The sequence below is a fragment of the Pedobacter sp. NJ-S-72 genome, assembly GCF_053890575.1.
The window spans coordinates 4,580,816-4,596,450 of the sequence record NZ_CM132681.1 but is presented as its reverse complement, the minus strand read 5'-3'; the positions used below and the strand labels follow the sequence as shown (position 1 = coordinate 4,596,450).

21 protein-coding genes and 3 pseudogenes are annotated in these 15,635 nt (G+C 38.8%); 6 read left to right on the top strand and 18 right to left on the bottom strand.

The window, feature by feature from the left end; translation table 11 throughout:
- Positions 1-10: 10 nt before the first annotated feature.
- The 3 genes from ACWYN3_RS30405 to ACWYN3_RS30395 are packed head-to-tail and all read right to left on the bottom strand — an operon-like array spanning position 11 to position 1,738.
- The gene (locus tag ACWYN3_RS30405) at positions 11-616 is read right to left on the bottom strand and encodes an isoaspartyl peptidase/L-asparaginase (RefSeq protein WP_456223201.1); all 606 of its coding nucleotides are present in this window, start codon (positions 614-616) and stop codon (positions 11-13) included.
- A gap of 55 nt (positions 617-671) precedes the next feature.
- Positions 672-857 (bottom strand): hypothetical protein, encoded by a 186-nt coding sequence (locus ACWYN3_RS30400; protein ID WP_456217648.1) that lies wholly within the window; start codon positions 855-857, stop codon positions 672-674.
- 5 nt (positions 858-862) lie between these two features.
- Positions 863-1,738, bottom strand: coding sequence for a cyanophycinase (locus ACWYN3_RS30395; RefSeq protein WP_456217647.1), 876 nt, complete (start codon positions 1,736-1,738; stop codon positions 863-865).
- 660 nt (positions 1,739-2,398) lie between these two features.
- Here ACWYN3_RS30395 and ACWYN3_RS30390 point away from each other — a divergent pair.
- From ACWYN3_RS30390 to ACWYN3_RS30370, 5 genes are all read left to right on the top strand, one after another.
- Positions 2,399-2,734 (top strand): cyanophycin synthetase family protein, encoded by a 336-nt coding sequence (locus ACWYN3_RS30390; protein ID WP_456217646.1) that lies wholly within the window; start codon positions 2,399-2,401, stop codon positions 2,732-2,734.
- 59 nt (positions 2,735-2,793) lie between these two features.
- On the top strand, positions 2,794-3,207 hold the full coding sequence (locus ACWYN3_RS30385; RefSeq protein ID WP_456217645.1) for an ATP-binding protein: 414 nt from the start codon (positions 2,794-2,796) through the stop codon (positions 3,205-3,207).
- Entirely contained in the window at positions 3,173-4,186 is a 1,014-nt protein-coding gene (locus tag ACWYN3_RS30380; protein ID WP_456217644.1) for a Mur ligase family protein, read from the top strand. Before ACWYN3_RS30385 ends, ACWYN3_RS30380 begins: the two co-directional genes overlap by 35 nt.
- 39 nt (positions 4,187-4,225) lie before the next feature.
- Positions 4,226-4,690 carry a hypothetical protein gene (locus tag ACWYN3_RS30375; RefSeq protein ID WP_456217643.1) on the top strand — a complete coding sequence of 155 codons (465 nt, stop codon included), beginning with the start codon at positions 4,226-4,228 and terminating at the stop codon, positions 4,688-4,690.
- A 68-nt stretch (positions 4,691-4,758) separates the two neighbouring features.
- A complete protein-coding gene (locus tag ACWYN3_RS30370) occupies positions 4,759-4,947 on the top strand; it encodes a hypothetical protein (protein ID WP_456217642.1) in 189 nt (62 codons plus the stop codon).
- 240 nt (positions 4,948-5,187) lie between these two features.
- Here the strand turns inward: ACWYN3_RS30370 and ACWYN3_RS30365 are convergent.
- The 7 genes and pseudogenes from ACWYN3_RS30365 to fumC all read right to left on the bottom strand — a co-directional run bounded on the left by ACWYN3_RS30365 (position 5,188) and on the right by fumC (position 10,557).
- Positions 5,188-6,653 (bottom strand): annotated as a pseudogene (locus tag ACWYN3_RS30365) (IS1182 family transposase).
- A gap of 512 nt (positions 6,654-7,165) precedes the next feature.
- Positions 7,166-7,381 (bottom strand): DUF1543 domain-containing protein, encoded by a 216-nt coding sequence (locus tag ACWYN3_RS30360; RefSeq protein WP_456217641.1) that lies wholly within the window; start codon positions 7,379-7,381, stop codon positions 7,166-7,168.
- A gap of 3 nt (positions 7,382-7,384) precedes the next feature.
- Positions 7,385-7,825 carry a low molecular weight protein-tyrosine-phosphatase gene (locus tag ACWYN3_RS30355; protein ID WP_456217640.1) on the bottom strand — a complete coding sequence of 147 codons (441 nt, stop codon included), beginning with the start codon at positions 7,823-7,825 and terminating at the stop codon, positions 7,385-7,387.
- A gap of 4 nt (positions 7,826-7,829) precedes the next feature.
- Entirely contained in the window at positions 7,830-8,192 is a 363-nt protein-coding gene (locus ACWYN3_RS30350) for a S1/P1 nuclease (RefSeq protein ID WP_456217639.1), read from the bottom strand.
- Complete coding sequence (locus ACWYN3_RS30345; protein ID WP_456217638.1) at positions 8,158-8,634, bottom strand: S1/P1 nuclease; 477 nt, start codon at positions 8,632-8,634, stop codon at positions 8,158-8,160. The genes ACWYN3_RS30350 and ACWYN3_RS30345 overlap by 35 nt, the downstream gene beginning before the upstream one ends.
- 117 nt (positions 8,635-8,751) lie before the next feature.
- On the bottom strand, positions 8,752-9,144 hold the full coding sequence (locus ACWYN3_RS30340) for a hypothetical protein (protein WP_456217637.1): 393 nt from the start codon (positions 9,142-9,144) through the stop codon (positions 8,752-8,754).
- Between the two features lies 1 nt (position 9,145).
- A pseudogene (fumC, locus tag ACWYN3_RS30335) lies at positions 9,146-10,557 on the bottom strand (class II fumarate hydratase).
- Between the two features lie 227 nt (positions 10,558-10,784).
- Between fumC and ACWYN3_RS30330 the strand changes: the two are divergent.
- Positions 10,785-11,999, top strand: coding sequence for a serine hydrolase domain-containing protein (locus ACWYN3_RS30330; protein WP_456217636.1), 1,215 nt, complete (start codon positions 10,785-10,787; stop codon positions 11,997-11,999).
- Between the two features lie 4 nt (positions 12,000-12,003).
- Here ACWYN3_RS30330 and ACWYN3_RS30325 read toward each other — a convergent pair whose 3' ends face one another.
- From ACWYN3_RS30325 to ACWYN3_RS30290, 8 genes and pseudogenes are all read right to left on the bottom strand, one after another.
- Positions 12,004-12,156: a hypothetical protein gene (locus ACWYN3_RS30325; RefSeq protein ID WP_456217635.1), complete on the bottom strand. Its 153-nt coding sequence runs from the start codon at positions 12,154-12,156 to the stop codon at positions 12,004-12,006.
- Positions 12,150-13,214, bottom strand: coding sequence for an ATP-dependent DNA helicase RecG (locus ACWYN3_RS30320; RefSeq protein ID WP_456217634.1), 1,065 nt, complete (start codon positions 13,212-13,214; stop codon positions 12,150-12,152). Before ACWYN3_RS30320 ends, ACWYN3_RS30325 begins: the two co-directional genes overlap by 7 nt.
- The gene (locus ACWYN3_RS30315) at positions 13,193-13,711 is read right to left on the bottom strand and encodes a hypothetical protein (protein WP_456217633.1); all 519 of its coding nucleotides are present in this window, start codon (positions 13,709-13,711) and stop codon (positions 13,193-13,195) included. The genes ACWYN3_RS30320 and ACWYN3_RS30315 overlap by 22 nt, the downstream gene beginning before the upstream one ends.
- A 30-nt stretch (positions 13,712-13,741) precedes the next feature.
- Positions 13,742-13,894 carry an OB-fold nucleic acid binding domain-containing protein gene (locus ACWYN3_RS30310; RefSeq protein ID WP_456217632.1) on the bottom strand — a complete coding sequence of 51 codons (153 nt, stop codon included), beginning with the start codon at positions 13,892-13,894 and terminating at the stop codon, positions 13,742-13,744.
- The gene (locus tag ACWYN3_RS30305; protein WP_456217631.1) at positions 13,851-14,120 is read right to left on the bottom strand and encodes a hypothetical protein; all 270 of its coding nucleotides are present in this window, start codon (positions 14,118-14,120) and stop codon (positions 13,851-13,853) included. Before ACWYN3_RS30305 ends, ACWYN3_RS30310 begins: the two co-directional genes overlap by 44 nt.
- 115 nt (positions 14,121-14,235) lie before the next feature.
- Positions 14,236-15,045, bottom strand: a complete 810-nt coding sequence (locus tag ACWYN3_RS30300) for an EamA family transporter (protein WP_456217630.1) — start codon at positions 15,043-15,045, stop codon at positions 14,236-14,238.
- A gap of 1 nt (position 15,046) precedes the next feature.
- Positions 15,047-15,428 (bottom strand): annotated as a pseudogene (locus ACWYN3_RS30295) (RidA family protein).
- On the bottom strand, positions 15,428-15,559 hold the full coding sequence (locus tag ACWYN3_RS30290) for a DUF6728 family protein (RefSeq protein WP_456217629.1): 132 nt from the start codon (positions 15,557-15,559) through the stop codon (positions 15,428-15,430). Before ACWYN3_RS30290 ends, ACWYN3_RS30295 begins: the two are co-directional and overlap by 1 nt.
- Positions 15,560-15,635 lie beyond the last annotated feature (76 nt).

The following is a 15,635-nucleotide window of genomic DNA, read 5'->3' as shown; positions in this document are numbered from 1 at the left end:
TATATATATTTTAGTTAAACACCTGTAAACTAAGATCAAAAGAAGCCCATACCATATAAGGATGCGAATCAGTATGGTAAATTTCGCCCGCAGCACTTATGCCAATTACCCCTGCAAAGCCGTCTATAGCTTTAAGCTCATCGAAAGATTTGTCGCAGGCATCCTTCAAAGTAAAGCCGTCAATAACACGGGTAACAATCCTGGCAGACAAAGCTACGCTAACAATATCCTCACCTACACCTGTACATGAGATACCTGCATAGGCATTGGCAAAATTACCAGCCACAGTTGCAGAATCACTGACCCTGCATGGGATTTCAAACCCTTTCCCTCCTGTAGAGGTTCCCGCAGCAAGATTTCCGGCAGCGTCGAGCGCAACACAACCAACTGTTCCCAGTTTATTCTGCTGATTAAGTTTCAATTCATATTCAGCTAAACGCTGAGGTGTAATGGGATCAAAATAGGGATATCCATTTTTCCGGGCGAAACCGGCAGCACCTTCCCCGCTTAAAACACTGTCTTCATAGTTTAATAGCAAAGAAGCAACCTCAATTGGATGCTGAATATCTTCGATATTAATTACTCCGGCAAATTTCTGTGTTTTCCCATCCATAATAGAGGCACTTAATCTTACTTTGCCATCGCTTTGAATCTGTGATCCTAAACCAGCATTAAAAAAAAAGTATGTTGTCTTCCAGCAGATTCACCGCATAAGTTACCGTTTCTAAAGCTGTATGGGATTGCAGATAGGCATGAGAAAGTGTAGCAATTTCTGCTAATGCGTCTTGTTTGGCTTTCTTAGTTTCCTGATTTGTTGAAGACTCACTAAAAAAACCACCGTGGATAATTAACTTCATTTTGATTAAGCTGTAGGTATAACCTTAGGGTGATGAATAGTTAGCTGATGAGCGGTAAGATCATAAATATCACCGTCACACATTACATGTACAACCATATTTTTGATAGAAACCGGCTGCCCCATCTCAACATCAGTCAGATTGGTATCTGACATACTTCTTCCGTCTACTAGAATTACCATACCAGAACCGATGGCTTCCATTGTATTTCCGTTAGAGATATAAAGACCAGTATCTTCTCCCAAACCAATTCCAAGTATCCCCGGACTGCTGGCTGTTGCATAAAGAAGACGTCCGATACGTCCGCGCTGTACAAAATGTGTATCGACAATCACACCATCTATAAATCCTAATCCAGCAGTAATTTTCACCTCACCCTTCAGCAAAGCATCTTTACTGTTACCCTGGTATATCATGTTTTTTGAACTTGCAGCAGCTCCGGCCGACGTTCCCGCAATGACAACTTCTTCGTTTGCGTATTTATCCAGTAATATTTCATGTATAGCCGTTCCTCCAAAAATAGAAGAAAGCCTTAACTGATCTCCTCCGGTAAAGACAAGTACGTCGGCTGCTTTAACCCGTTCACAATTTAACAAGTCATTTGCCTGTTCTCTGTTCACAATATTTAATACGCCAACATCATGGACATCAAGCTGCGCGAAGGCTTTAATATATTCTTCTCCAACTTTCTCCGGAACCAATGAGGCCGTAGTAATAATTTCGAAACGGGATAATGTTTCTTTTGCAGACTCAGTAGTAATACGTTTTAGAATTCCGCGCTCAAAGAAATTCATATTCTGAGGTAGCCCGAATTGTGTTTCAGTAAAACTTCCGGTATTTATTGCACCACCAATAATTATCAATTTACCTTTTGGAACCATCTTATTTATTTTCTTAACCTAAAATCTCAAATATATATGCATTACTTTAAATATTACCATATTTCATCAATAATCTGAGTGCAAACAACAATTATTCCTTTATAATCCAATTCTTTGCTTAAATTTATGCACGTTTATATTTTATGCGTTTTTAACCGGATAACATGTGTTATTTATAAAAAAAAAAAATTCATATATTAATACTTCTGTTTAACAGCGTTTTTAAGAACAAAAACCCAATTAGACAACAACGGATAATTATCCATATACGGCCTTATTGAAATTTAACACAGAATAACCTGAAACCGGGTGTTCCTCAGGAACGACAGGTTTAATGCAAAAAACATTACCTATAAAAAAAGAGAATAGATAGGCTTCAAATAAGTCGCATTACCAAAAATCTTACGGACTGAGCCTGCGAGCTCTTGATCACACAAAAAAAACAATAGACAACATATGAAACCTGTAAGGGCTCTTCAGCCCGGCAAGCTTCATTACCATTAAAAAACAATAAGAAAATATATGAAACCTGTAAGGGCTCTTCAGCCCGGCAAGCTTCATTACCATTAAAAAACAATAAGAAAATATATGAAAATACTCGGCATTCAAGTGCTAAGGGGACCAAATATCTGGTCGGTCAACAGAAAAAAACTAATACAAATGAGATTAGATCTGGAGGACATGGAACAACGTCCTACAAATTTAATTGATGGGTTTGGTGATCGTCTGGAAAAAATGATGCCAACTTTATTTACGCACAGATGCTCGAAAGGTGAACCCGGAGGCTTCTTCGCCCGTATCAAAGAAGGAACATGGATGGGCCATGTTATAGAACATATTGCCCTTGAAATCCAAACCCTGGCAGGAATGGACACTGGCTTTGGAAGAACAAGACAGACTAAAACTGAGGGTACATATAATGTGGTATTCAGTTATCTTGAAGAAAAAGAGGTATTTATGCAGCTGAAGCCAGCGTTCGAATTGCTGAAGCCTTAATTGACAATCTGGATTATGATCTTGAATTTGATATCCACAGATTAAGGGAATTAAGACAAATGGAACGCCTTGGCCCAAGTACCGGCTCTATTGTTGATGAAGCGATCGCAAGGGATATTCCATGGATCAGATTGAACAAAAGTTCTTTAATCCAGTTAGGATACGGTAAAAACCAGGTGCGCTTCAGGGCTACCATGACCGAAAGAACAAACAGTATCGCTGTAGATATTGCAGGCGATAAAGATGAGACCAAACGTATCTTAAAGGATTCTGCGATACCAGTTGCAAATGGAGTTACCATTTCTGATATCAGCGAACTGGATGATGCCATTGAAAGTATTGGTTTCCCTCTTGTGTTTAAACCTCTTGATGGCAATCACGGTAAAGGTGCATCGATCAATGTAAAAACCCCGGAAGCTGCAAAACTTGCATTTGAACATGCTAAAAAAATACTCCAGAAGAATAATCATTGAAAGCTTCATCACGGGCTATGATTTCAGAATATTGGTAATCGATAACAAAATGGTGGCAGCTGCTTTACGTGTACCTGCTCATGTAACCGGCAACGGAATTGCAACTGTTCAACAACTGATTGATAAAGAAAATGAAGATCCACGACGCGGATACGGACATGAAAATGTCTTAACAGAAATTCTTGTTGACCGCGATACGCTGGATTTACTATCTAAAAAGAACTATACACTGGAAACGGTTGTACCTAACGGAGAACTTGTTTATTTAAAATCAACAGCTAACCTGAGTACAGGCGGAACATCTATAGATGTAACAGACCTTGTACACCCACAGAATATTTTCATCAGTGAACGCATATCCCGCATTATCGGCTTAGATATCTGCGGAATTGATGTAATGGCACAAAATCTTACACAACCACTAACAGAAAATGGTGGTGTAATTCTCGAAGTTAACGCTGCACCAGGGTTCCGTATGCACCTTGCACCAAGTGAGGGCTTACCAAGGAATGTTGCTGCTCCGGTTATTGATATGTTATATCCTCCCGGTAAAGCAAACAGGATCCCGATCATTGCAGTAACGGGTACAAATGGAAAGACAACAACAACAAGGCTAATCGCTCACATTGTTAAGAGCAATGGAACCAGAGTTGGTTTTACGACCTCAGATGGTATCTACGTTCAAAACACGATGCTGATGAAAGGCGATACTACCGGTCCTGTCAGTGCAGAATTTATCTTAAGAGACCCTACAGTAGAATTTGCGGTATTGGAAACTGCAAGAGGTGGTATTCTAAGAGCGGGACTTGGGTTTAAACGCTGTGATATTGGTGTAGTAACCAATATTCAGGAAGACCACCTTGGCATTGCAGATATTCATAACTTAAATGATCTTGCAAGAGTAAAAGCAGTTGTTATTGGCGCTGTTAAAAGAGATGGGTGGGCAGTATTGAACGCAGACAATAAACACTGTGTTTAAATAGCTGAAACTGCAGATTGCAAGGTAGCTTACTTTAGTATGGATGAAAATAATCCTGTTATTGTAGAACATTGCAAAAAAGGCGGTTCAGCGGCAATCTATGAGAACGGATATATAACCATTAAAAAAGGCGACTGGAAGATAAGAGTAGATAAAGTTACTCATATCCCCCTGACCTTTGGTGGTAGTGTTGATTTTATGATCCAGAATGTCCTGGCTGCAACATTGTCGACATTCCTTTGGGGATATAAGATTGAAGATATCAGAATGTCACTGGAAACTTTCATTCCTTCTGCTGCACAAACACCGGGAAGAATGAACATCTTTAAATTTAAAGAGTTTAAAATCCTTGTTGATTTTGCACATAACTCAAACGGATTTAACGGGATCAAAGATTATCTGAAAACTATTGAAGCTACAGAACATATCGGAGTAATTTCAGGTACTGGTGACAGACGTGATGAGGATATTAAAGAAAAACCGCCCGTATTTCGGCACAGATGATTTGATATAAAATTATCATTTGTCAGGAAAGATATCTCCGCGGCCGTCAGCCACAGGAAATTATAGACTTGCTGATATCAGGAATAAAAGAAGTCAAGCCTAACATGGAAATCATCATTAACAATGATTCTTCAGACTGCTTGAAGTTCTTAATAGCAACTGCAAAATCAGGTTCTTTTATCACTATTCTAAGTGATACAATTGACAGTGCAATAGAAAAGGTAACAGAATATCTGGATAAGGAATTTGGTATATAATTCCTCGTTAATTGGGCAACCCAAAACAAATTGATATAAAAAGGCCGGAGATTAAAATCGAGGGCACTGAAAAAGTTCCTCTTTAATGGGTAACATTCTAAAGCGATTAAGTAAAACATGATTTTTACTTAATCGCTTTTTTTATTGGCTATGGAATCGTGAGTAATACCTGCGGATGAACTGGCGCTAAAAAAGGGCGATAACTGGTCTGATAGCCCGTTTCCTTTCGGTTTTACAGACTTAGGGGGTTAATTTGATGATTCTCTTTAAATTAACAGTGAATATGGCGATTGCTCCCTGCATCTGCATATTTGTAATGCCATAGGATGTCGCCCGTCCATAACCATGTACATTTTTTAACTCACTATTTTTCGCTTCGATTTTATATCGATGTTTGGCCTTTTCTTTAAAGTAATCTGTTTGCTGGAAAGCTTGTTGCTCCTGATGTATGGTTGATTTTATAGTTACTGCATAAGTTTTTGCCTTAGCTCCAGGTTTATAACACCCCTGTTTTAATGGACAGGTCTTACATTTTTCAACGTCAAAATAGTAAGTGTACGATTGATTTTGACCAATATTCTTCTTCCCCTGCCGCGCTTTTCGGATGGCCATGTGTCCGGCGGGACATACAAACATATCAGCATCTTTATTATAATCGAACTTGTCTTCTTCCTTTCTAAACCCCTGGGTTATTGAAGGGTTCAGCTTTGCTACTATCTTTATGTTCTGATCGTCGTCGTTGTTTTCAGTATAAGGTTTTCCTTACCGGAATAAGCTGAATCACCGATTATCGTATCTACCTCGATTCCATTATCCTGACTTATTTCCAATAGCATTGGCAGTTCAGGGCCATCACCTTTTTCACCAGAGGTGACCACTGCAGCTGTAATGATGCGTTCCTCTGTCATGGCCAGGTGGGTCTTGTAGCCAAAGAATTTGCTGTCAGCTGATTTATGACCGGTTCTGGCATCCGTATCTTTAGAGAGCGTATAGTTTTCCTGTGTATCTTCCACAGTCTCTTTCAATAGATTTAACTTCTCTTTGATCGCTGGAATTGAACTTAATGTATGATCTGATTCAATAAGCTTTTCAAGCTCCTTACAGTAAGCCAATTCCTTTTCCAGCTCAGCCGAATCGTTCTTTTTCGGCATGCGCTCTTTCATCTCTTCATCTATACTGTAAACCGCTTTTCGCAACAACTTTGAGCGTTCTCTCAGCACCTCAACTACGGAATATGGATTTGGATTTGATCTGGACAGAGAATGGGTAGCATCAACAATAATAGATCTGGACTTAATAATACCCTTTTCAAGGGCTATAGCGACCGTTTTTCCGATCAGCAGGTTCAATAAATCTGTATCCTTCAAACGGAGCTTTCGGAACTTAGTCAATGAACTGGAATTGATAACTTCATCCTCAGGAGCCATGTCAAGGAAATATTTGAAGGACATATCGTAGCGCGAGCGCTCAACCACATCAACGTCCGAAACAGTATAGATTGTTTTCAACAACAGGTATTTGAACATGCGCACGGGACTTTCCGCCATACGCCCATTATTTGAACAGTATTTGTCCAGCAGTTCTTCGTAGATAAAGGTGAAATCTATCAGTTCGCTGATCTTGCGAAGCAGATTGTCCTTGGGAATGATCAGGTCATATAACCTCGAAAAGGAACTGAACTGAAGTTCTTGTTGGTGAGCTAACATCTAAAAGCATTTCTAAATCGAACTTTAAGATAAAAAAAAAAGCGAGCAGTAAACCTTAGTTTTTCTGCTCGCTTTTTAACCTTTAAATCTAAAGGACTTTTTCAGTGCCCTCTTAAAATCTCCGGCCTTTTTATTGGTATTCTCTTTTAGAATGGCACATTTAAAAACTTTTTAAAGCAAAATACCCAAGATGGATTTCATCCTTTACCAGATTTTCAGAAGCTGATATTACAATCTTATACTTTTCTTTAACTCCGGATGGCAGTACATCTTCAATTTCAAAGATATCATCTACATCAACACCATATTTATCATCTATATGAGATGGCGCTCCGGCAAAAAACCCGCGTGCAGATAAAACGCCGATTCTTTAGCTTTTTTAATAACCTCAGCTTTATCCGCCCCGATTAAAAGCATTTTATAATGCAACTCATCAAACTCATCCTTTTTATAACCTCCCAGGTTGAGAAAAAACAGTGCTTCTGCAGATTGTTCCTGTACCTTCTCTTTATCTACGATCTGTATACTGAAACCTTCAACAGCAGTAACAGTAACTTCCTCCAGGCATCTAAATGTATTTTACCATTTGCCTCCGGCCAGAAATTCAGGATTTCCGGGATCAGATCTTTTAAACAGGTTCCTACAGCAAACAACACATCATGTTGTTCTGTATTCCTGCCAGCAGGTTTACAACCTAATAACAATTGATATAATTTCAGAGACTCCATTCTTTATTTTTTTAATTCCTCAATCAGAAGTTTCGCTCTTTCTTCAATGGTTAGAAAAACCGGATCAAATAACTGGTCATCAAAATAAGGATCAGTAACTTCCTGATCTTCTGTCAGGAACAATCTCACTTTTTTACGATGTTCTTCATTTGCAGCTAGCTTTAATACATCACGCAAATTGTTTTTATCCATCACCAGGATATGATCAAATTCATCAAACAGCTCCTGTCCAAAAAGACGGGCCCGCTGTCTGGAAATATCATATCCATAATTCTTAGCAATGGCGATACTACGATGATCGGCCGGCTGACCAGTATGCCAGTCTCCCGTTCCTGCCGAAGCAACTTCCCAATTCAGATTCTCATCAGCAATTAATTGCCTGACTACTCCTTCTGCAAGGGGAGAACGGCAGATATTACCTAAACAAACCATCAGGATCTTCATAGGTCTATGAATAAATATCGTTAATCATCTGTGCCAGACGCACACCACCTTTTAATAATTGCTCATTCAGCAAATCGATAAACTCAAAATTATAGCGATAGCTTAATTTATCATCAGCCTTAGTCTTGTCATAGATTTTATTACAAGCCATATAAGATTCATAAACTGTTTCTTTTAGCGAGTCATGGGTCCATTTAGAGAATTGTTCTTTTGAAGGATGATTAATCGCTTCTGCATATTCTGTATAACTTAACTGCTGTCTGTCAATCAGATCCTCGTCCCATACACGGTGAAGATTAGAACGTTGCCCAAACCACATTACGCTTACTTTATTACCTCCAAGATCTTCTTTTCTTGCAGTATGCATTGGCTGATGAAACGTCGTCACCCATCATATGTATTAATAAGCGCATAGCCCATTGTTGTTTATCTGCAGTACTTTTTTTATCCTTAAGTATGGCAATCATCTCTGGAATCTTATTGTAAACATTCGCGTCCTTACTGGTTTCCAAAAAGTTAAATACTCCATTCTGATCTAAATCACCAGGGATATTTACATAATGCCAGCTGCCCATATAGTTATACGTTGTATCTGACTTGATGAAATCCGGCCAGTTACTCGCAATCGCCATGCTTTCATTTCCCAAAACCTGTTTTACTCCTTTACGGGCTTTTGCCGTGAGATAATAATCGGCAATCTGCCCAACAATCCGGTGCCCAGTCTGTCCCCAGGCAGCGGCGTTCAATGGCAGGTAGGCGATCAGTGCAATAGCGATACAAACCCTTTTAATTTTAACTACTGAAATCATTATTTTTATTTTATAATTCTTGTGGTACACACGTGATTTTTTGTTTCAGAACAAGATTGAGATCTCTTTGATCACTTAAACTTTGTAATGAAAGGTGAGTAGAATCAGCTGATTTAATCAGGAAGCTTTTTCTATATATCCCAACGGTATAACAACCAGAAAAACTTTTTGCTTATAATTAGCTTTGGTATAAGTTCCTTCTAAAAACAAACTGTCTTTTCTTACCTGGTATACACCCTTTGCATATTCTTTCCAAACGCCATTATTATAACATGGATCTTCATAATAATTGACCTTCGAGTGTGTAGTCAGGTCAACATAAAAGGAATCACAGGTAATTTTCACCTGGTGCTGTGTATAATTCATCAGTTTAGATGCATTAGTGATGCTATCCTGATTCCAGACACCCTGCAAAAATTTCTCTCCATTACCCTGAACGTTTGGGCGTCTCTCACAACCGAGAAACGCCATCAAACAAATTAGAATAATCAGATAATGGTATCTATTCATATTATTTTAAGCTACCCACCATATCTTCTGGTCTTACCCATTCATCAAACTGCTCACTGGTTAATAAACCAGTTCTACCGCAGCTTCACGAAGAGTTTTATTTTCTTTATGTGCTTTTTTTTTTTAGCAATTTTAGCAGCATTCTCGTAACCGATATGCGGATTCAAAGCTGTAACCAGCATTAAAGAGTTTTCAAGGTGTTTTTTGATCTCTGGTAAATTAGGAAGAATACCTACGGCACAGTTATCATTAAATGATACACAGGCATCACCTAATAATCTTCCCGACTGTAATACATTCGCAGCAATAACCGGTTTAAAAACATTCAGTTCAAAATGTCCGTTACTACCACCAATTCCTACAGTTACATCATTTCCCATTACCTGTGCACAAACCATTGTCAGTGCTTCCGGCTGAGTTGGATTAACTTTTCCAGGCATAATAGAAGATCCCGGCTCATTGTCAGGAATGATAATTTCACCAATACCTGAACGCGGGCCTGAACTCAACATTCTTACATCGTTACCAACTTTCATTAAAGCTACAGCAGCACGTTTGTAAGCACCGGAAGCACCGGATAATTCTACCATTGCATCGTGCGCAGCCAATGCCTCAAATTTGTTTGGAGCAGTAACAAATGGTAAACCAGTAAGTTCTGCAATTTTGCGGGCAACCAGCACATCATATCCGTTAGGGGTATTCAATCCCGTTCCTACCGCAGTACCACCTAAAGCTAATTCAGTAATCATAACCAAAGCATTTTTAATTGCTCTGATACTATTCGTGATTTGCTGTGCATAACCTGAAAACTCTTGTCCAAGCGTTAACGGAGTTGCGTCCATAAAGTGAGTTCTTCCAGTTTTTACAATCTGTGCAAACTCAGCTGCTTTAGCCTGTAATGTTTTCTCCAGTTTTTCTAATCCTGGTATAGTGATCTCTACAGCTTGTTTATATGCAGCAATGTGCATAGCTGTAGGATAAGTATCATTTGAAGATTGTGATTTATTGACATCATCATTCGGATGCAGGATTTTCTTTTCATCTGTCAGGCTGCCACCGTTCATCACATGTGCACGGTTTGCAAATCACTTCATTTGAATTCATATTACTCTGCGTTCCAGAACCTGTCTGCCAGATTACCAGTGGGAACTGATCATCTAATTTTCCAGCGATTACTTCGTCGCATGCCTTAGCAATCCATTCCGCTTTATCACTTGCAAGCACACCAAGTTCTTTATTGGCCAGTGCTGCAGCTTTTTTGAGATAACCAAAAGCATGGATAATCTCTTTTGGCATTGAAGCCTCAGGACCAATTTTAAAATTATTACGTGAACGTTCAGTTTGTGCTCCCCAATACTTATCAGCAGGGACCTGCACTTCGCCCATGGTGTCGTGTTCGGTTCTAAAATTCATTTCTTTTGTTTTTTTTTTTCAATGTATAGTTTGTTTTTCATCGATGATGAAGCTATTATGATTTTATATTTATTTCCTGTGAAATTTGAAAAATCATAATGGTTTTCAAAAATAAGCTTTTATCTCTATAGAAGAATGTAAAGTATATGATAATGTTTAAAACTCTTTTGCGTTTAAAGGGTTAATATTGTTTATTTTTCGGCCTTCAAAAAAGACTAATCTAATTCATGACCTACCGTACCTTTTTTCCCGTGGCTCTACTAGCCACTTTACTCATTAGCGCCTGTTCACATACTAACAAAAAACATCAGGATCAGGATCCAAAGATCAGAACCGCAAATGATGATAAGACTGATAGCCTGCTCATTTCATACGACCCGGCTAAAGGGGATAAATGGATCGCTAATTTTGTAGACAATCTGCATAAGAAATTTGGGTTTAACGGGAATATGCTCGTTGCCAAAGACGGCAAAATACTTTATGAAAAAGCGATTGGATGGGCAGATTATCTTCACCGTGATAGTTTAAAGATCAATTCTGAATTTGAACTGGCCTCTATTACCAAAACATTTACAGGAGTTGCTATCATGCAGCTGGTTGAACAGGGCAAACTTAAATTAACAGATAATGTTAAACAATTCTACCCTAATTTCCCATATGAAGATATCACTGTAAAGCTATTACTTACACACCGCAGCGGAATGATGAACTATGTTTATTTCAGTGACGGTGTCTGGAAAGACAAAAAGAAACCCATGAGTAATGTTGATGTCATGAACCTCATTGCACAATATAAACCTAACCGTTACGCTAAACCAGATACAAGATTTCATTACAACAATTCTAATTTCATGGTTCTGGGTGCCATTATTGAAAAAGTAACTGGTAAAAAATATGCTGATTATATGATGGAAAATGTATTTAAGCCTGCGGGCATGAAACATACCCACGTATATTCTACGACTACGTACTCAAAAATCCCGGTTGATGTAGTAGGACATGACCGTACCTGGAAATATTCAGTGGTACAAAATTTCCTTGATGGCCCTGTTGGCGATAAAGGTATTTACAGTACAATCCATGATCTGGTACTCTATGACAATGCATTAAAGAAAGGCAGATTATTAAAACAAGCCAGTCTTGATTCTGCTTACACGGGACATAATAAAGCTATTAACGGCCACTTTAACTATGGTTACGGATGGAGAATGTTTGATGGGGAAAACGGACGCAAAGTAGTTTACCATACTGGCTGGTGGCATGGGTTCCGTCACATCTATGTACGTGACATACAAAAGAATATCGTTATTATTTTTCTGGGTAATCTGACTAACGGAAGCTTAATGCATTTAGATGATCTGTACAAACACCTTGGTGTTCCGATAATCAGAAAAGGTGCCTATACAGGAAGCGGCTCTATGCCAGGAAGTGACGAAGATTAATAAACTAAGATATTTTATCCAAAGCGATCCCTCTGCTTTTTTTATCGACAAAGCGCTTAAGTAAAGCGTTTTCCGGTAAAGAAAGTGTAGGGTCCTGCTGGAAAATTTCAATTACCGTATTTCTTGCTTCCTGTAGAATTTGCTGATCCTTTACCAAATCTGCCAGTTTAAGATCCAGCACACCGCTTTGCATTGTACCTGAAAGATCACCAGGACCCCCCCGTTCAGTTCAAGGTCTATCTCAGAGATCTCAAATCCATTATTAGTGTGTACCATCGTCTCCAGTCTTTTCCGGCCTTCTCTACTTAGCTTTTCACCAGACATCAGGATACAAAAGGACTGTTCAGCACCTCTGCCTACTCTTCCACGCAGCTGATGTAATTGTGAAAGACCGAACCTCTCTGCATTCTCTATAATCATCACAGAAGCATTAGGGACATTCACACCAACCTCGATTACCGTTGTCGCTACCATGATTTGCGTCTGACCATCTATGAACCGCTGCATTTCAAATTGTTTATCCTTATTAGGCATCTGCCCGTGAACAATACTAATCTGATAGTCCGGTAATGGGAACTGATAACGCATCTGTTCGATACCGGCTTCCAGATGAAGTAAGTCCAGCTTCTCACTTTCTTTAATTAGCGGATAAACAACATAAACCTGTCTGCCTTTAGCAATCTCGGTTTTCATAAAACCAAACATTCTCAAACGCTGTCCTTCCAGCAAATGTTTAGTCTCAATCGGCTTCCTGCCAGCAGGAAGTTCATCTATCATAGAGACATCCAGGTCACCATATAAGGTCATTGCCAGCGTCCTTGGAATCGGCGTCGCTGTCATCACCAGAATATGCGGAGGTATACTGTTTTTACGCCACAGCTTAGCTCTTTGCTCCACACCAAAACGATGCTGCTCGTCAATAACGACCAATCCCAGGTTTTTGAAGACTACTTTATCCTCAATAAGCGCATGCGTCCCGACAAGGATATCAATTTCACCAGATTCAAGCTGTTCATGTAAAAGTATCCGCTGTTTTTTAGTTGTGTTACCTGTTAAGATATCAACCTTAATTAATCCTCCATCTAATAACGAGGATATAGAATGATAATGCTGGCGTGCCAGGATCTCCGTGGGGGCCATCATACAAGCCTGATAACCGTTATCATTTGCAAGCAACATACTCATTAGTGCAACTACAGTTTTTCCACTTCCCACATCCCCCTGTACCAAACGGTTATCTGAATGCCCCGCTGCGTATCAGTTCTGATTTCTTTGATCACCCGTTTCTGGGCTCCCGTCAGCGCAAATGGTAATATATCATTGTAAAAGGTATTAACCCTTTCACCAACCGTACTAAACAGATGACCTTTGAATTTCAGCTCTCTGAATTGTTTATTACTCAGTAACTGCAATTGAATAAAGAACAATTCCTCAAATTTCAGTCTTCGTTCTGCATTCTGTAAAGCTGTAGTATCTTTTGGAAAATGAATATTTAATAATGCTTCCCGGCGGTTAACCATCCGGTACTTCTCTAAAATATAAGCTGGAATTGTTTCTTTGATTTCATGCAAACATTGTTCAATCACTAATGCCTGCATCTTCTGGATTCCTTTGCTATCCAGAGAAAATTTCTTCAGCTTTTCTGTAGAATTATAAACAGGCTGTAAAGTCAGGTTTCCTGTGATGGTAGCCGGCCGTGGATAAGTCTCCATTTCAGGATGAGAAATGCTGTGTAAGAGCCATTAAAAAAAAACAGCAGGCTTACCAAATGCAATATAGACCTTGCCACGCATCACATTTTCATCCACCCATTTTAAACTCTGAAACCAAACCAATTCAATAGTTCCTGTCTCATCGGTCAGCCTTGCTACAATTCTTTTTTTTTTGTTTTTCACCTATAGTTTCTTTACCAGTAATACGTCCAAGAATCTGAACATAGGGTAAATCCGAATGGAGTTCATTGATTTTATAGAAACGTGTTCTGTCAATATACCGGAAAGGATAACAGCCCAGTAAATCGGCATAGGTAAATATACCCAGCTCCTTTTGTAAGATTTCGGCACGCTTAGGGCCTACCCCTTTCAAAAATTCAATCGTTGTATCTAAATCAGAAGCAAACAAGTTGTTGGTAATTAGGTATTAACTATTTTGACAGAAAACATCTCTTTGATCAGGTTCCAGTTGAACAAAATTACTGAAAACAATAATAACAGGTAAGCATATACCTGATTAGCATTTATCGCTCACCAAAATACAACACAGCTATTGCAAAGGCAATAATCGGATTAATATAAATCAGAATGCCCAGTGTCGATGAAGGTATGCCAATAAGCGAATAAAGACTTAAAAACAAGGGAATGATCGTAAACACAACAGCAATAATGATAATATGTAACCAAAACCACCCGCTTTGCGGAACGCCTTGATACTGATAAAAGTAAAATGGCAGCAGTATTAAGCAGGAAACTAAAAACTGAACAGCCAGTACATTGAGTTTATCAATTCCCTGCATTTTCCGCTGAATAACAAGATAACCAGCATAAAATGCAGCAATAACAACCGACCACATGACATCTCTCAACGAACCTGTAGCTAAAAAGACTACACTAATCAGTGCTACAACCAATGAAATCAGCTTCAGGCGGGACAGCTCCTCTTTAAGAATCACAAACCCGCCAAATGCAGTCAGCAGCGGACAGACCATATAAGCAAATGCTCCTGAAGTGAGGCTAACATATTTTATTGACGCATAAATAAAGGTGTACCAGTTGAGCGTCAAAAATATAGTTGCCAGAAGAATCTGCCACATATAGGTTACTCTCTGTTTTTTAGTTACAGCTTTAATATAAGTTATATCTGTTTTTAGTTGTTTCCTTCTAAAAAGCAGAATAACTGTCCATAGCAGAATTAACGAAGTGAATATACGGTAGTACAGAATTTCTTCGGATGGGAAGCCTTTAATATTCCGTAATGGAATAGAAAAGCATCCCCAGATTACAAAAGGGATGAATCCTGCCAGCAGGTAACGTACATTTGACTTCGCCAATTTATCCTTTATAAGCAATCACTGAGATCTCCACATTTACTCCCTTAGGAAGTCCCTTTACAGCTACAGTTTCACGTGCAGGAAAGTCAGATTCAAAATACGATCCGTAAACTTCATTCACTTCTGCAAATAAATCCATATCCGATAAAAAGATAGTTGACTTCAGAATATGTGTGAATTCAAATCCCGCCTCTAAATAAGACAGCATTCAGGTTACGCATAACCTGCTCGGTTTCTTCTTTGATTGAAGATTGTGTAAGTTCTCCTGTTGCAGGATTAATTGGGATTTGTCCGGATACATATAAAAATCCATTGGCTAAAACAGCCTGGCTATAAGGACCGATTGGAGCTGGTGCATTCGAAGTATTGATGATTGTTTTCATTATATCCAGTGTATAAGTTTCAAGATGATTCCAATTACGAAAATTGATATGGCAAGCGCATTGATGACATGCATGATTTTTATGTCAATACTAGTTGGCCTGTTCGGATCTTTTTTTCTAAAAAAGTACATGTCACAAATGTATAAAATCCAGCGCATAAAAAAAGGGCTCTGATAAATCAGAACCCTTTTCTATGTTGTTTAAGAA

What these genes read in the sequence shown, in the direction of transcription:
- ACWYN3_RS30380 (WP_456217644.1), top strand. Translation starts at nt 3,173, where the DNA reads ATGCTAAAAAAATACTCCAGAAGAATAATCATTGAAAGCTTCATCACG.
- ACWYN3_RS30400 (WP_456217648.1), bottom strand. Translation starts at nt 857, where the DNA reads ATGAAGTTAATTATCCACGGTGGTTTTTTTAGTGAGTCTTCAACAAAT.
- ACWYN3_RS30385 (WP_456217645.1), top strand. Translation starts at nt 2,794, where the DNA reads ATGGAACGCCTTGGCCCAAGTACCGGCTCTATTGTTGATGAAGCGATC.
- ACWYN3_RS30395 (WP_456217647.1), bottom strand. Translation starts at nt 1,738, where the DNA reads ATGGTTCCAAAAGGTAAATTGATAATTATTGGTGGTGCAATAAATACC.
- ACWYN3_RS30355 (WP_456217640.1), bottom strand. Translation starts at nt 7,825, where the DNA reads ATGAAGATCCTGATGGTTTGTTTAGGTAATATCTGCCGTTCTCCCCTT.
- ACWYN3_RS30360 (WP_456217641.1), bottom strand. Translation starts at nt 7,381, where the DNA reads ATGGAGTCTCTGAAATTATATCAATTGTTATTAGGTTGTAAACCTGCT.
- ACWYN3_RS30340 (WP_456217637.1), bottom strand. Translation starts at nt 9,144, where the DNA reads ATGAATAGATACCATTATCTGATTATTCTAATTTGTTTGATGGCGTTT.
- ACWYN3_RS30350 (WP_456217639.1), bottom strand. Translation starts at nt 8,192, where the DNA reads ATGCATACTGCAAGAAAAGAAGATCTTGGAGGTAATAAAGTAAGCGTA.
- ACWYN3_RS30290 (WP_456217629.1), bottom strand. Translation starts at nt 15,559, where the DNA reads ATGTACTTTTTTAGAAAAAAAGATCCGAACAGGCCAACTAGTATTGAC.
- ACWYN3_RS30390 (WP_456217646.1), top strand. Translation starts at nt 2,399, where the DNA reads ATGAGATTAGATCTGGAGGACATGGAACAACGTCCTACAAATTTAATT.
- ACWYN3_RS30375 (WP_456217643.1), top strand. Translation starts at nt 4,226, where the DNA reads ATGGATGAAAATAATCCTGTTATTGTAGAACATTGCAAAAAAGGCGGT.
- ACWYN3_RS30345 (WP_456217638.1), bottom strand. Translation starts at nt 8,634, where the DNA reads ATGATTTCAGTAGTTAAAATTAAAAGGGTTTGTATCGCTATTGCACTG.
- ACWYN3_RS30315 (WP_456217633.1), bottom strand. Translation starts at nt 13,711, where the DNA reads ATGGAGACTTATCCACGGCCGGCTACCATCACAGGAAACCTGACTTTA.
- ACWYN3_RS30330 (WP_456217636.1), top strand. Translation starts at nt 10,785, where the DNA reads ATGACCTACCGTACCTTTTTTCCCGTGGCTCTACTAGCCACTTTACTC.